Origin of the sequence: Pseudomonas extremorientalis (genome assembly GCF_024584605.1) — a bacterium.
GTDB classification, from domain to species: Bacteria; Pseudomonadota; Gammaproteobacteria; order Pseudomonadales; family Pseudomonadaceae; genus Aquipseudomonas; species Aquipseudomonas extremorientalis.
The window spans coordinates 3,426,473-3,441,737 of sequence record NZ_CP089519.1 but is presented as its reverse complement, the minus strand read 5'-3'; the positions used below and the strand labels follow the sequence as shown (position 1 = coordinate 3,441,737).

Genomic DNA, 15,265 nt, shown 5'->3' with positions numbered 1-15,265 from the left:
CGTTTGCCATGTGGCGCCAGAGCACTGACTTCCTCAGGACTTGAAGCGCCCCACCAATCCATTCAATTCATCCGACAGAGTGGACAAGCGCCCCGAGTCGTCCTGCGCCGAGTTGGCCAGGCTCTCCACCAGGCGTGCCTCGTCGTAGATCTGCTGGATGTGCCGGTTGATCTCTTCGGCCACGCTGTGTTGTTCCTCGGCGGCGGCGGAAATCTGCAGGTTCTGGTCGCGGATCTCGTTCACCGACGTCTGGATACCTTCGAAGCTGTCCCGCGCACTTTCGATGGATGACACACTGGCCCGCGACAAGTCCAGGCAACTGCCCATCTTCTGGGTGACTTCCTGGGTCTTGTTTTCCAGGGTGCCGAGCAGTTGCTCGATCTCGCCGGTGGAGTCGGACGTGCGCTTGGCCAGGGCACGCACTTCATCGGCCACCACCGCGAAGCCACGGCCCTGGTCACCGGCACGGGCGGCCTCGATGGCGGCGTTGAGGGCCAACAGGTTGGTCTGTTCGGCAATCGCGCGGATGGTGCCGAGGATCTGGTTGATGCTGCGGCTGCCAGCTTCCAGTTCGACCATGGCCTGGGACGACTCGGTGAGACGGCGCCCCAGGCGGTTGACGTTGTCGGTGGTGACTTCGATCTGCTGCTTGCCCTCGGCCACGCGACGGTGGCCGTTTTCGGCGGACTCCGCGGCGCCGCTGCAGGAGCGGGCGACTTCGTTGGCGGTGGCGACCATTTCATTGAATGCGGTCGACACCAATTCAACGGCCTCGCGCTGGCGTCCGGCCGCCTCGTTCATATTGTGCGCCACCTCGCTGTTGACCTTGGAAGCGTTCTGCAAATTGGCCGACGCCGCGCCGATGTGCTGGATCAGTTGGCGGATCGCCGCGAGGAACTTGTTGAACCAGCCGGCCAGCTCGGCGGTTTCATCCTTGCCCTGCACCTGCAGTTCGTGGCGCAAGTCGCCTTCGCCCTGGGCGATGGACTGCAAGCCGGTGCTGACCTGGCCGATGGGCTTGACGATGACCTTGGAGAACGCCGCCGCGATCAGCCCGAAAATCAGCACCAGCACGCCGACGATGATGGCCGTGAGGTAGGTCATGCGCGTGGCTTCGGCCATAACTTCACGGTGTTCGATCAGGCCGACATAGCGCCAGCCAAGGCCGGGGGAGGTCCACACGTTGGCCATGTAGCGCACGCCGTCGATCACCACCTCAGTAGATCCCTGAGGTGTGTCGGCCAGCTGCGCATAGGGCGCGCCCAGGTCCTTGAGCGGCTTGAAGCTGTGGGCGGCGTCACGCGGGTCCACCAGCACCACGCCGTCTTCGATCAGCATCACGTAGCCGCTTTCGCCCAGCTTGATGCTCTTGACCAGTTCGGTGAGGTTTTTCAGGGAGACGCTGACCACGAACACGCCCTTGGCCTTGCCGTTTTCCAGCATCGCCCGGGCGGTGCCCACCAATGCTACATCGTCCTTGTCGTAGTAATACGCGGGGGTGCGCACGGTTTTACCGGGGCTGGCCATGGCCGCCTTGTACCAGGGGCGGGTGCGCGGATCGTATTTGGCCAGTTGGGGGTCATCCGGCCATTTGGCGTAGGTGCCGTCTTCCAGGCCGATGGACAGGATCGCCGCCGCCGGGTGGGTGGCGCCAAAGCGTGCGAAGCGCTCGATCACGGCTTGCGCCTCGGCCGGCAGCGGTTGGCTGGCGGCATCGGCGGCCTGGTAGTTCTTCAGCGTGCTGACGGAAGTGTATACAGGATCAGTGGCCATCTGATCGACGTTTTGCAACGTGCCATCGAAGAACTGGCGAATGTTGCCGTCGATCTGGCGAATCTCCCGGGTGCTGCCATCGATGAACTGATCCACCGCCTGGGTCCGCGTGTTCATGACCGAAATCACGGCCACCAGGCTGACCGGAATAAATGCAACAGAGACAAATGCCAGGACCAGCTTATTTTTTATTTTCATCGAGACGACCATCAGCGTGAAGGGCGGCCAAATCGCTGCGTTCCTTGATCAGGAATCAGGCGATTTGCTATCACTGCTGTTTCGGCCTGGCATCGATAAATCTTTAGGGTTTTTTGTACACAATACAAAGTGCGTATTGTTCTGTATCCAATCAATACACATCACGCAGATAACGTTTCTGTTCGCTCATCTGTCGCCAGTACTCTACGGCGCCCTCAACGCCAAGCCCGCCGTGGGTTTGCGCGACCTGACGCAAGGCCTGGTCGACGTCCTTGGCCATGTGGCTGGCATCGCCGCAGACGTACAGCCTGGCGCCGTCCTGTAGCCAGCGCCACAGCTCGGCACCCTGTTCGCGGATGCGATCCTGCACATACACCTTTTGCGCCTGGTCGCGAGAGAACGCCAGGCTCAGGTGGGTGAGCAGGCCATCGCGCTGCATACCTTGCAACTCGTCCTGGTAGTAGAAGTCGCTGGCGACGTGCTGTTCACCGAAGAACAGCCAGTTGCGCCCCTGATGACCCAGCGCCCGGCGTTCCTGCAAGAACCCACGGAACGGCGCGATGCCGGTGCCGGGGCCGATCATGATCATCGGCACCTCTGCGTCGGTGGGCGTGCGGAAGTGTTTCGACGGTTGCACGAATAGCGGCACTTCCCCGTCACCGACGCGGTCGGCGAGGAAGGTCGAGGACACGCCTTTGCGCTTGCCATAACGCACGGCGGCCACGGTGAGGTGCACCTCGTGCGGGTACGCCTTGGCGCTGGAGGCGATGGAATACAAGCGCGGTTGCAGGCGCTTGAGGGTGCCCAGCAGCTCGTCCGCCGAGCACTCGATGGGGTATTCCTGCAACACATCCGCCAGTTGCCGACCCCACAGCCAGTCATTGAGTTCGGCCTTGTGCTCGGGGTTGAGCAAGTGCTTGAGACCCGGGTTGGCGCTGCGCTCGGCGATGAAGGCCAGGGTGTCGCTGCTGGGCCGGGCGATTTCGAAGTGCTGGGTGAGGGCCTGTTGCAACGGCACATCGCCGAATGTGTCGATGTTCACGCAAGTACTGGCGTTCAGACGGGTGAGGTCGAGCAGTTCGCTGACCAGTTCGGGGCAGTTGCGTGGCCGTATGCCCAGGGCATCCCCGGCTTCATAGGTCAGCCCGGAGTCGGCCAGGTCCAGGGCGAACTGGCGGGTTTCCTTGTACGCGCTGTGCGGGTTGAGATGGCGGTTGAGCAGCAGGCGCGAGCCGTACAGCTTGGTTTTACCGGCGGGAGTGGCCGGTGCCACCGGTTTTGCCGGGTTGAGTGCCTGTTGGAACCGCGCCAGCCAGGCATCCGCGGCGGCTTCGAATTCAGTGTCGCAATCCACCCGTTCCAGCAAGCGCGTTGCCCCCAGTTCCAGCAGGCGCCGGTCCAGTTGCTTGCCGTGGTTGCAGAACTGGTCGTAGTTGGCGTCGCCCAAGGCCAATACCGCAAAGCGCAACGACTCCAGGCGAGTCTCGGCGGTGCGCAGGCTGTGCCAGAAACCTTCGCCGTTGTCGGGCGGGTCGCCGTCGCCAAAGGTGCTGCTGATCAGCGCCAGGGTGTGGGTGCTTGCCAGTTTGCTCGCGGGGAAATCCGCCATCGCGCTCAGTTCCACGCTGATGCCTGTTTCGCGCAGGCGCTTGGCAAAGCGTTCGGCCAGGGCTTCGGCATTCCCGGTCTGCGAGGCCCACAGCAGGGTGACGGCCGGGGAGGGCGCGGCGAGGGGTTCAGTAGGACTGAACAAGCCGGCGAGCAAGCCGTTCAGCCATAAGCGTGACGCCTCGGTCAGCGGCGCAGTCGCCGGCAGGGTCGGTACGCCGAAACCCTGGCGCGCGGCGCTGGTGTGCAAGCCGCTGAGGAAGCCGGCGAGGTAGGTGCGTTCGTTGTCGCTCAGGGGCGGTGGCGATAGGTGGCGGATGCCGGTGATGTCAGCGAAGGCGTCGAGGCGCGACATGGCGGTGTCCTCTGCTACGGAGGAAGGGAGGTCGAGGAACTGGTGGTCGATCAGCTCGACACGGCTGAGGGCGACGGCGCAGCACTTGAACTCCGGCTGCAGGGAAATCGGGTCCACCGCATCATGGGTCACTGCGTTGATCGCCAGGTGTTCGCCGAACACGTCGTTCCAGTGAAACGGCGCAAAGCAGTTGCCCGGCTGCACGCGGTCGGTGACTACGGCGGGCAGCACGGCATGGCCGCGTCGGGAGCGTATTTCGACCCGGTCCTTGTCCTTGATGCCCAGGCGGGCGGCGTCTTCGGGGTGCAGTTCGACGAAGGGGCCGGGGTTGAGTCTGTTCAGGGTGGCGATCTTGCCGGTCTTGGTCAGGGTATGCCATTGGTGCTGCACACGACCGGTGTTGAGTACGAAGGGAAATCCGTCGTCGGGCATCTCGGCGGGCGGCATATGCGGGCGAGCGAAGAACCGCGCCTTGCCGCTTTCGGTGGCGAAGGTGAGGGTGCCGCCATGGCGGTAGCGGATCGGGTTGCGGTGCGCTGCCTCAACCGATGCGCAGGGCCATTGCACAGGGTTTTCACGCAGGCGCGGGTAGCTGGCGCCACGGATGTCGTAGCCGGTCTTGGGGTTCCAGGCCTGTTTGATTTCTTCAAAGACCTCGGCGGCGGATGCGTAGGTGAAGGCCTCGGCAAAGCCCATCTCACAGGCGACCCGGGCGATGATCTGCCAGTCGGGCAGGGTCTCGCCGGGCGCGTCCACGGCCTTTTGCATCAGGGTCAGGTTGCGCTCGGAGTTGATCATCACGCCCTCGGCCTCGGCCCACAGTGCGCCGGGCAGCAGGATGTCGGCGTAGCGGTTGGTCTCGGTGTCGAGGAAGGCGTCTTGGCTGATCACCAGCTCGGCGGTGTGCAGGCCGTTGATCACGGTTTGCCGGTTGGGCACGCTGGCCACCGGGTTGGTGCAGATGATCCAGCAGGCCTTGATCCGGCCGGCGGCCATCTGCTCGAACATCGCCACGGTGCCACTGCCGGCCTGGCGCGGCAGGCTGTCGTGGGGGATCTGCCACAGGTTTTCGATGAAGGCGCGGTCCGCGTCCACCAACACTGAGCGCTGCCCCGGCAGGCCCGGGCCCATGTAGCCCATCTCACGCCCGCCCATGGCATTGGGTTGGCCGGTGAGGGAAAACGGCCCGCTGCCTGTGCGGCAAATGGCGCCGGTGGCCAGGTGCAGGTTGCACAGCGCGTTGGTGTTCCAGGTGCCGTGGGTGCTCTGGTTGAGGCCCATGGTCCAGCAGCTCATCCACTCGGTGGCCTGGCCGATCCAGTCGGCGGCTTGGCGGATATCCGCTTCGGCGAGGCCGGTGATGGCGGCGACGTGCTCGGGGCAATAGTCCTCCAGAAATGGCGGCATCGCCTCCCAGCCTTCGGTGAAGTTCGCGATGAAGGCAGGATCGGTATGGCCGTTTTTCACCAGCAGGTGCAACAGGCCATTGAGCAGGGCCAGGTCGGTGCCGGGGTTGATCGGCAGGAACAGGTCGGCCTTGTCTGCCGTGGCGCTGCGCCGGGGGTCGACCACGATCAGCTTCGCCCCGGCCTTGACCCGGTCCATCATGCGCAGGAACAGGATGGGGTGACAGTCGGCCATGTTCGCGCCGATCACGAAGAACAGGTCGGCGCGGTCGAAGTCTTCATAGGAGCCCGGTGGGCCGTCGGAACCGAGGGACAGTTTGTAGCCACTGCCGGCGCTGGCCATGCACAGGCGCGAGTTGGACTCGATGTTGGCGGTGCGCACAAAGCCCTTGGCCAATTTGTTGATCAGGTACTGGGACTCCAGCGACATCTGGCCTGATACGTAGAAGGCCAGCGCGTCCGGGCCGTGTGTGTCGAGGGTCTGGCGCAGGCGCCGGGCGGTTTCGCTGATGGCCTTGTCCATGCCGAGGCGTACGGGGTCATGGTCGCGGGCCTGGCGCACATAGGCGTTCTCCATGCGGCCGGACTCGGCGATGGCCTGGCCGCAGGTAGTGCCCTTGGTGCACAGGCGCCCGAAGTTGGTGGGGTGGGCCTTGTCGCCGATCACCTTGACCACTTTATTGTGCTCGACCTGCAGGATGATGCCGCAGCCCACGCCACAATAGGGACACACACTGCGTATGTTTTGGTTGGCCATCTGAAACCCGTATAAACAAAAAAGGCGCCTTGTAACCCTCCGTTCAGAACGGGGGTTACACGGCGCCTTTGTCGTGAGAGGGCAGTCTGCGTTGACTGCCTGGTTGGAGTGTTCCTAGCAAGTCACGCGCCAGGTTTTTTTGTGGCGAGCGGGCTTGCCCCGCGTTGGGCTGCGAAGCAGCCCTGATCCAGACGCCGCGAGCTTCCAGAAAGATCGCGGCGTTTTCCTTTAGGGCCGCTACGCGGCCCAACGCGGGGCAAGCCCGCTCGCCACAGAAGGGGTTTGTGCACTTTTATGACGCGAGGTGCACCAGTTGGAGGCGATTACGCGCAGTTTCATCGCCGTTGTTTTGCGTGTGATGCCTTGAGTGCGGGCTTTGTCTTCGCTTGGCACAGACCCTGCAAGTTCCCCATCAACCCACCTCGGTCAACGACGATCGACAACCAGGGCAATAGCGGTGAGTCCGGCGCAGTCGCCTGATCCGAACCCGCACAAGAACAGGCAAAGACGCCTGGAACCGCAAGGTTTCAGGCGTTTTTTTTTGCTTTTAAAACCGTGATGAGCGTTGTCAGGTGCTTACTATGAATTCTCTCAAAACCTTGATCGTCGTCGGCAATGGCATGGTCGGCCACCACTGTGTGGCGCAACTGATCGAACGCGGCGCGCTGGCTCACTACCGTTTGCACGTGTTCAGCGAGGAGCCGATGCGCGCCTATGACCGGGTGCATCTGTCCGAGTATTTCACCGGGCGCGATGCCGAGTCGCTGGCGCTGTCCGACGCTGCGCTGTACCAGACGCCGGGGGTGACCCTGCACCTGGGCGTGCCGGTGCTGGAGATCGACCGCGCCCGCTGTGAAGTGATCACCGCCGACGGCTGTGTCGCCTACGACAAGCTGATACTGGCCACCGGCTCCTATCCGTTCGTGCCGCCGATCGAAGGCGCCGAGGGCGACTCACGCCTGGTGTATCGCACCCTTCAAGACCTGGATGCGATCCGCAAGGCCGCCGCCAATGCCCGACGCGGTGTGGTAGTGGGCGGTGGCCTGCTGGGCCTGGAAGCCGCCAATGCGCTGAAAAGCCTGGGCCTTGAAGCCCATGTGGTGGAGTTCGCGCCGCGCCTGATGCCGGTGCAACTGGATGACTTCGGCGGCCTGGCGCTCAAGGCGCAGATCGAGCGGCTGGGCGTGGGCGTGCATTTGTCACGGGCGACCCAGTCGATCAGCGCCGGCGAGCAGTACCGCTACCGCATGAACTTTGCCAATGACGAATTCCTCGAAACCGACCTGATCGTGTTCTCCGCCGGCATCCGCGCCCAGGACGCACTGGCCCGCCAGGCCGGCCTGGACATCGGCCCGCGTGGCGGTGTGGTGATCAACGATGAATGCCTGAGCTGCGACCCGAATATCTACGCGATTGGCGAGTGCGCTTCCTGGAACGGCAGCCTGTTCGGCCTGGTCGCGCCGGGCTACCAGATGGCGCGGGGCGTCGCCGCGCTGCTCTGCGCGCAAACCGCCGAGCCGTTTGTGGGCGCCGACATGTCGACCAAGCTCAAGTTGCTCGGCGTGGACGTGGGGTCCATCGGCGACGCCCATGCGCACACGCCCGGGGCGCGCAGCTATCAATTCATCGACGAGGCCAGTGCCAGCTATCGGCGCTTGGTGGTGGATGCTTCGGGCAAGCAGGTGATCGGTGCCGTATTGGTCGGCGATAACAGCTACTACGACACGTTGCTGCAGTACATGCAGAACGGCATCGCGTTGCCGTCTGAACCGGCCAGCCTGATCCTGCCGTCTTCCAGCGGCGCACCCACCCTCGGCCCCGGTGCGCTGCCGGAATCGGCTACCGTATGCTCTTGCCATAACGTGACCAAAGGCGCGATCTGCTCTGCCATCGACGGCGGTTGCAGCGACCTCGGCCTGCTCAAGTCGCAGACCAAGGCCTGCACCGGTTGCGGCGGCTGCGCCGGGTTGCTCAAGCAGGTGTTCGAGCATGAGCTGATCGCCCGTGGCGTGAGTGTCGACAAGAGCCTGTGCGAACACTTTGCCCATACCCGCCAGGAGCTGTACGCGCTGGTGCGCGTGGAAGGCATCGTCACCTTCGACGAACTGCTGGCCAAACATGGCCGTGGTCACACTGGTTGCGACGTGTGCAAGCCGGCGGTGGGCTCGATCCTGGCGTCGTGCTGGAACCAGCCGATCATGGATCCGTCCCTGGTGCCGTTGCAGGACACCAACGATACGTTCATGGCCAACATGCAGAAGAATGGCACCTACTCGGTGGTGCCGCGTATTCCGGGTGGCGAGATCACTGCGGACAAACTCATTGTGATCGGTGAAGTGGCGAAGAAATATGACCTCTACACCAAGATCACCGGCGGCCAGCGCATCGACCTGTTTGGCGCACAGCTGCACGAGTTGCCGGATATCTGGGGCGAATTGATCGCGGCCGGTTTCGAGACCGGCCATGCGTACGGCAAGTCCACGCGTACGGTGAAGTCCTGCGTGGGCAGCACCTGGTGCCGCTACGGCGTGCAAGACAGCGTGAAAATGGCGCTGCTGATCGAAGACCGCTACAAGGGCCTGCGTTCGCCGCACAAGCTCAAGTTCGCGGTGTCCGGTTGCACCCGCGAGTGCGCCGAAGCCCAGAGCAAGGATGTGGGCGTGATCGCCACCGAGAAAGGCTGGAACCTCTACATCGCCGGCAACGGCGGCATGCGCCCGCGCCATGCGGAGCTGTTCGCCACCGACCTGGATGACGCCACGCTGATTCGCTACATTGATCGCTTCCTGATGTTCTACATCCGCACCGCCGACAAGCTGCAGCGCACCTCGGTGTGGCGCGAGAGCCTGGACGGCGGCCTGGATTTTCTCAAGGACGTGATCCTGCACGACAGCCTGGGCCTGGGCGCCGAACTCGAAGCGCAGATGCAACGGGTGGTCGACCGCTACGAATGCGAGTGGGCCAACGCCCTCAAGGACCCGGAAAAACTCAAGCGCTTTCGCACCTTCGTCAACGACAAACGCCCCGACCCGGACATCCACTTCGTCCAGGAACGCGGCCAGCGCCGGCCAATCATGGCCGCCGAACTCAACCTGATTGCCGTCACCGAGGAGATTGCCTGATGAGCCAAGCCACTACCCAACGCAACCTGGCCACCTGGACGCAGGTGTGCCGCGAGCAAGACCTGGTGAGCAACTCCGGCGTGGTGGTGTGGCTGGACGGCGCGCAAGTCGCACTGTTCTATCTGCCGGGCGCGCAGGCGCAGACGCTGTATGCCATCGACAATCACGACCCGCAGTCGGGGGCGAATGTGATCGGTCGCGGTTTGATCGGCAGCATCAAGGGTGACCTGGTGGTGGCGGCGCCGATCTACAAGCAACATTACCGCCTGGCAGACGGGCAGTGCCTGGAGGCGCCGGAGCAGCGCTTGCGGGTATGGCCGGTGCGGTTGAACGGTGGGGTGGTGGAGTTGGCGTTGGATTGATGCCGTGCGCGGGCTTGCTGAGGTGAAAGAGCTTGTTGTGGCAAGCCCGCTCGCCACAGCAAACCTGCAGATGGATGGCTTCAGGAAATACCCTTCGTCGCACGCACGGAATCCTCCTTGATGTCCTCGGCAAACTTGCGCATCAGTCGCACCAGGTTGTCGAAATCGCCTTCCTCCCAGGTGGAGAAGATCGACATACCGATCCTTTCCCGCGCGTCATCGACGCGGTCGGTCATGGCCTTGCCTTTCTCGGTGATCACCGACTCGCGCACACGGCGGTCGAGTGCGCTTGCCTGGCGCGTAACCAGCCCCTGGCTTTCCAGCTTCGCCACCTGCCGGCTCACCGTGGTGTAGTCGCGGCCCACGCGGTCGGCGAGTTCGACCACGCCAATCGGCCCCAGGCGCTCGACCAGCACCAGCAACGGAAACAGGGCGCGGTCCAGGGAAATCCCGGCTTCGCGCACCATTGCTTCGTCGCGCTGAGGGCGGTTCATCACCCCTACGATCTCGACCAACGAGCCATGCAGGTCACGCAGCTGGGCGGATATATGTGCCTTTTGCACGCTTTTAATTGACACGGTGTTGGCCTCTCTTAATATGTGCGTATTGCACATATAGGTGATCCATATGAAAGCGCAATTGGCTGTCGATGTACTGATTTGCGGTGCCGGTGCCGCCGGCCTGACCCTGGCGATCGACCTGGCGAGAAGGGGCATCAGCTTCCGCCTGATCGAAAAAAACCACCAGCCATTCCAGGGCTCACGTGGCAAGGGTATCCAGCCCAGGTCCCAGGAAGTCTTCGAGGACCTGGGGATTCTCGACCGTTTGATGGCGGTGGGTGGAGTCTATCCGACTGACCGGCGCTACCGCGACGATGGCAGCTACAGCGATGCCGAATTCACTGCATCCAAGGCGCCGACACCGGCCGAGCCCTACCGGCAACCCTTGATGGTGCCGCAGTTTCTGACGGAACAGGTGATGCGCGAGCGCCTGCTTGAACTGGGCCACTGGCCTGAGTTCGGTTGTGAGCTGGTCGGCTTCGAACAGGATGCCGATGGCATCACCGCCAGGCTGGCCGGCCAGGGCGGCGAAGAAAGCCTGCGTGCCCGCTGGCTGGTGGGGGCCGATGGTGGTCGCAGCTTTGTCCGGCATGCGCTGGCTATCGGCTTCCCCGGCAAGACCCTGGGCGTGCGCGCCCTGGTGGCGGATGGGGTGCTTACCGGCCTGACGCGTGAGGCCTGGCATCGCTTTGGCGAAGGGGATATGCAACGCCAGATTGTGATCTGTCCGCTGGCTGGCACCGACCTGTTCCAGCTTCAGGGGCCGATCCCGGCCGAGGGCGACATCGACTTCAGCGCCGAAGGGCTCACCGCACTGATCGCCCAACGCACCGGTCGCGCCGATGTCCAGGTGCACAGCGTGAGCTGGTCATCGGCCTACACCATGAATGCACGCCTGGCCGATCACTACCGCCTGCGCCGGGTGCTGCTGGTGGGTGACGCCGCGCATATCCACCCGCCCACCGGGGGCCAGGGCCTCAACACCAGTGTGCAGGACGCCTACAACCTCGGCTGGAAGCTGGCAGCGGTGGTGCAGGGCGCCCCCGAGGCTTTACTCGATACCTATGAAGAAGAGCGCCGGCCGGTGGCCGCCTCCGTGCTCGGTTTGTCCACCAGACTGCTGGGAGAAATGCAGCACGGCGAACTGCGCCGGGGCAGGGAAGTGCATCAACTGGACATCGGCTACCCCGAGTCCTCACTGGCGTTGCAGCACCCCGTGCGTAGCGGCATTGCAGCGGGCGACCGGGCGCCGGACGCGCCGGTCCGAGGTGCCGCCGGGCAGGCGCTGCGGCTGTTCCATCTGTTCCAGGGCACGCACTGGACACTGCTGGGGTATGACGTCACGCGTGATTCAGTGCCCGCTTGGCCGGGCGTGCAGGTCCATATCGTTGGGCCTGAGGGAGATGTGATTGACGAGCAAGGTCAGTTTCAACGTGCCTACCAACTGGCGATTGGCGAGTGGGTGCTGGTGCGGCCTGATGGGTATATCGGCGCGATTGTAACGTCCCGGCAACGAGAGGAACTGGAGTCTTATCTGTTGGTTCACGCCGGGATAAGCCCGGCGGCCTGATAACTCTGGATCAGTTCGTCATATAAACTGATATCGAGGCGCGTGCGGGCCGTTTTATGACTGGACGCATGCGCTGCCACATGCCGAAAGCGAGCATGGAGACCTGCGCAAGGCGATTCGCTTGCCGGTCTGATGCGTCATGCTCACAACCTATCCAGGATTTCAGTGGTCTCTACAACCTTGGCATAGTCCATCGCCAGATTGCTCAGCGACAGCGCATGCACATCCTCGGCCGGCCACAGGCGCCCGGACAAATCGGTCTGGTCGAAGGTGTAGCAGGCGTCGGCAACCACCGTCACCTCAAAACCCAGGTTGCCGCCCGAACGTGCGGTGGACTCGACCGAGTTGTTGGTGATCACGCCGACGATCACCAGTTGGCGGATCCCACGCGCATGCAGCCAGCGCTCCAGACCCGTGGCCGTGAAAGCATCCGGGACGTTCTTTTCCACCACGTGCTCATGCGCCAGCGGTTGCAGGGTCGGCTGGAACTCGCAACCCGGTTGGCCCGGCCAGAACACCGAGTCGGGCGAGCGGGATATGTGGCGGATGTGCACCACCGTGCGGTTGGACTGCCGCCACGCCTGCAGCAGGCGCTGTATCTGCGCTTCGGCGCCGGGGTTGTTGCGTCGCCCAAGCTTCGGCTGGTTCATGCCTTGCTGCATGTCGATGATCAGCAGTGCGGCATTGCTGGCTAACGGTGGCATGGTGCATCCCTTTGCTCGTGAGGTTCGCAACATATCAGCCAACCTGGGCACCCAGACAGCGATTTGTTCGAGGCCGGATAGCCCCCTCGCCACCCGGCGAATACAAACGGTCATGAGGCGTGGGTTTACTGGAAGGCCATTGCTCGAAAAAGGAATACCGGCATGATCCGCAAGGCATTACCCGACGACGCAAGGGCCATTGCCCAGGTGCATATCAGCAGTTGGCAGGACGCCTACCGTGACCTGATGCCGGCCGAGTATTTGAGCGGGTTGCAAGCGACCCTGGCGCAGCGTGAATCCTTCTGGATGCGCTCGATTGAGTCGGACGAGCCCAAGGTTTGGGTCGCGGAGGTGGACGGACAGGTGGTCGGTTGGATATCGGTCGGTGCCAGCCGTGACGAGGAGGCTGCGGGTGCCAACACCGGTGAGGTCATGGCCATCTATGTGTTGGCCGGGTACTGGCAAACAGGCGTGGGGCTGGCGTTGTGGAAGGCCGGCGTTGAGTATCTGAGCGAGCAGGGCCATCAGGGCCTGACACTTTGGGTGTTGAGCCGTAATGAAAGAGCTCTCCGGTTTTATCGCCGGGCGGGCTGTGTCGCAGACCCTGGCACTGAGCGCAACCTGGTGAGAGGCGGTGCAACACTCGAGGAATTCAGGTATCGGTTGGCCTTTTCTGCACAACAGGGTTGACACATCCAGCTAGCAAGCTGGGCCAACCCCCGGAACGCTCTGACGAACATAATAATTGTCGAATTCACTGCTTTCGACGAATTGGAAGCCATGGCGGATATAAAAGCGATTCGAAGCGCTGTCTTTGAGAGCTCCAACTCTAATAGGGAGCGCAACCGCATCCGCTACTTTAAAAATCTGAGTGAGAACAACAGAGCCTATACCTGATCCTTGCGCGCTCGGTCTCACATACAAGTGGTCGAGCAAGAGTTCATTGTGGTGATGCTTGACCACTACAAAACCAACCCTCTCTCCAAGTACCTCGATGTAGTGTGTGTTGCGAGCTTCAAAACCGCTAAGAAACCGCTCTCGCGCGCGAACCGGATCAAATCGCCCGACACGCTCCAGACTTTCACGCATAGCCTCAATTCGAATGGCTACGAGATTGTCTAGGTCGTCTTGTTGAGCTGGGACCAGAATGACTGGGGAATTTAGATCGGGTGTGACGGGCATATTTTGCGCTCTATTTACCACCATGGAAGGCCAGTATGGAGAGCCTGATGTGTGGTTCCCAAGTTAGCCTCACTGAATTGCCCCTGATTTCCCGGCGGCATCCGACAGGCTCCGTGTGGCCGTTTTATGCCTGTCGCGAGAGGCAGCTATTTCCGCCACCCATGAAAACACCTAAACCAAACTTTCCCGACCAACACAACTCACATGCCCAACCCCCGCCGCCTGCAACCGTGCCACCAGATCCTCCCGCGCTGCGCGCCCACCTTCACGCACATATTCAAGCTCCGCCGCCGTGATCAACACCACCGGCACCAGTTGCACCGGTGAGAGCGGCATGTCGTCGAGGCGGGTAGGGAAGTCCGGGGCGGGTCCGCCCAGCAGGACGCCGGTGGCGTCGTCTGCGGTGACGAACAAGTTGGGCAACTGATCGCTCATCAGGTGCGACTGGCTGAAACCGGGCAGCTCCAGGGAGAGGACGCCATGACTTTCCAGTTGCTGGGTGATGCCGCCGGCGTTGGCGACGGTTTTGGCGACGTGTTCGAGCAGTTCGAATGCCCAGCTATGGCGTAGCGGGTCGACGTGTCCGAGGTTGCCGCGGGCATTTTCGGGGATGTCGGGGGTTTCCAGGAACAGTTCCATTTCGAAGCCATTGCCGAGGCCTTCGGCATCGTCGAACGGGTCGGATAACCCTTCGGTTGCCAGCACGATGCTATTGGCGCGGCGTACCACGCGGTAGGCCTGGCGCGTGGACGGCCAGTGAGGGCCGCCGGTGAAGCTAGGGCTGATCAGGTAGGCGAGGACGTCTTGTTCGACGGTGCCCACAGACTGCCAGTGACGGTCCAGGCATTCGGCGCTGGCCAGGCGTGCGGCCAGGTTGGCGCTGTCGGGGTCGGGCGAATCCACTTCAACCACTGGGGTATCGATTGTTTTTGACGAGCCGAACAGTTTCTTGAAGAAATTCATGGGCAGTCCTTTGCTGGAGGGAGAGCGCTTCAGGGATGGTTCAGCGCATTCACATAAGCGCGAAACATATCAGCCATCCCCTCGGCATACACAGCAATTTCTTGCGCCGTGCGTGGGCTGCAAGAAAAATCCTTACCCACCGAACTGAGCGTTGTGAGAATCAAGTCGCAGGCCAGCGCGCGCGTCTGCTCGGAGACCTGAGGCAGTAACTCCAGCATGAATGCGTCGAAAGTCTCCCGGCTCGCCGCCCTGACTTCCAGCGCTTCCGGTGCATCGCGATAGAGCGGCGCCGCATCGCTCAATGCCCCGCGCATCTGCGCTTCCTCGCATTCCGACTGGATAAAGGCATGCACCAACGTGCGCAGGCGATCCAGCGGTGCTTCATCGTGTTTCTCCAGGATGTTGCGCAGCATTCGGGTGGTCTGTTGCCACTCATCACTCTGCAAACGGAACAGAATCGCCGCTTTGTTGGGGAAGTATTGGTACACCGACCCTACGCTCACGCCGGCCTTTTCAGCGACCCGAGCGGTGGTGAAACGGGTGGCGCCTTCCTTGGCCAAAACCTGAACAGCCGCTTCGAGAATCGCCGCCACCAGCTCGGTGGAACGCGCCTGTTGTGGCTGTTTGCGCGTGGAAATACACGGGGGCTGACGGCGGGTCATACGGGGCTCCGTAAGCAGGGCGAATGCGAATAGCGAAGGATGG

11 protein-coding genes and 1 pseudogene are annotated in these 15,265 nt (G+C 62.6%); 4 read left to right on the top strand and 8 right to left on the bottom strand.

The genetic code is table 11. The features are described from left to right. Positions 1–33: 33 nt before the first annotated feature. The 3 genes and pseudogenes from LUU92_RS29245 to LUU92_RS15245 form a co-directional block, all read right to left on the bottom strand. Positions 34–738, bottom strand: coding sequence for a methyl-accepting chemotaxis protein (locus LUU92_RS29245; RefSeq protein WP_428842195.1), 705 nt, complete (start codon positions 736–738; stop codon positions 34–36). A gap of 198 nt (positions 739–936) precedes the next feature. Next, positions 937–1,890, bottom strand: a pseudogene (locus tag LUU92_RS29240) (cache domain-containing protein); the annotation flags it as partial. A 232-nt stretch (positions 1,891–2,122) separates the two neighbouring features. Continuing rightward, complete coding sequence (locus tag LUU92_RS15245) at positions 2,123–6,097, bottom strand: bifunctional nitrate reductase/sulfite reductase flavoprotein subunit alpha (RefSeq protein WP_257102218.1); 3,975 nt, start codon at positions 6,095–6,097, stop codon at positions 2,123–2,125. Positions 6,098–6,678: 581 nt separating this feature from the next. Between LUU92_RS15245 and nirB the strand changes: the two genes are divergently transcribed. Both nirB and nirD read left to right on the top strand, forming a co-directional pair. Next, positions 6,679–9,219, top strand: a complete 2,541-nt coding sequence (gene nirB / locus LUU92_RS15240; protein WP_257102217.1) for a nitrite reductase large subunit NirB — start codon at positions 6,679–6,681, stop codon at positions 9,217–9,219. Beyond that, complete coding sequence (nirD, locus tag LUU92_RS15235) at positions 9,219–9,581, top strand: nitrite reductase small subunit NirD (protein ID WP_071487881.1); 363 nt, start codon at positions 9,219–9,221, stop codon at positions 9,579–9,581. Before nirB ends, nirD begins: the two co-directional genes overlap by 1 nt. Before the next feature lie 80 nt (positions 9,582–9,661). Here the strand turns inward: nirD and LUU92_RS15230 are convergent, their stop codons facing one another. Further along, positions 9,662–10,159, bottom strand: coding sequence for a MarR family winged helix-turn-helix transcriptional regulator (locus LUU92_RS15230; RefSeq protein ID WP_231999501.1), 498 nt, complete (start codon positions 10,157–10,159; stop codon positions 9,662–9,664). Between the two features lie 49 nt (positions 10,160–10,208). Here LUU92_RS15230 and LUU92_RS15225 point away from each other — a divergent pair, with 49 nt between their 5' ends. Then, positions 10,209–11,711, top strand: coding sequence for an FAD-dependent oxidoreductase (locus LUU92_RS15225; protein WP_257102216.1), 1,503 nt, complete (start codon positions 10,209–10,211; stop codon positions 11,709–11,711). Between the two features lie 143 nt (positions 11,712–11,854). On the opposite strand, the gene LUU92_RS15220 is transcribed toward LUU92_RS15225, so the two are convergent. Continuing rightward, positions 11,855–12,415 carry a cysteine hydrolase family protein gene (locus tag LUU92_RS15220; RefSeq protein ID WP_257102215.1) on the bottom strand — a complete coding sequence of 187 codons (561 nt, stop codon included), beginning with the start codon at positions 12,413–12,415 and terminating at the stop codon, positions 11,855–11,857. 162 nt (positions 12,416–12,577) lie between these two features. On the opposite strand from LUU92_RS15220, the gene LUU92_RS15215 reads away from it, so the two are divergent. Next, complete coding sequence (locus tag LUU92_RS15215; RefSeq protein ID WP_257102214.1) at positions 12,578–13,105, top strand: GNAT family N-acetyltransferase; 528 nt, start codon at positions 12,578–12,580, stop codon at positions 13,103–13,105. Positions 13,106–13,114: 9 nt separating this feature from the next. On the opposite strand, the gene LUU92_RS15210 is transcribed toward LUU92_RS15215, so the two are convergent. From LUU92_RS15210 to LUU92_RS15200, 3 genes are all read right to left on the bottom strand, one after another. Beyond that, positions 13,115–13,597 carry a GNAT family N-acetyltransferase gene (locus LUU92_RS15210; RefSeq protein ID WP_222539614.1) on the bottom strand — a complete coding sequence of 161 codons (483 nt, stop codon included), beginning with the start codon at positions 13,595–13,597 and terminating at the stop codon, positions 13,115–13,117. A 171-nt stretch (positions 13,598–13,768) separates the two neighbouring features. Further along, entirely contained in the window at positions 13,769–14,560 is a 792-nt protein-coding gene (locus tag LUU92_RS15205; RefSeq protein WP_257102213.1) for a suppressor of fused domain protein, read from the bottom strand. Between the two features lie 29 nt (positions 14,561–14,589). Beyond that, positions 14,590–15,222 carry a TetR/AcrR family transcriptional regulator gene (locus LUU92_RS15200; RefSeq protein ID WP_071488120.1) on the bottom strand — a complete coding sequence of 211 codons (633 nt, stop codon included), beginning with the start codon at positions 15,220–15,222 and terminating at the stop codon, positions 14,590–14,592. Positions 15,223–15,265 lie beyond the last annotated feature (43 nt).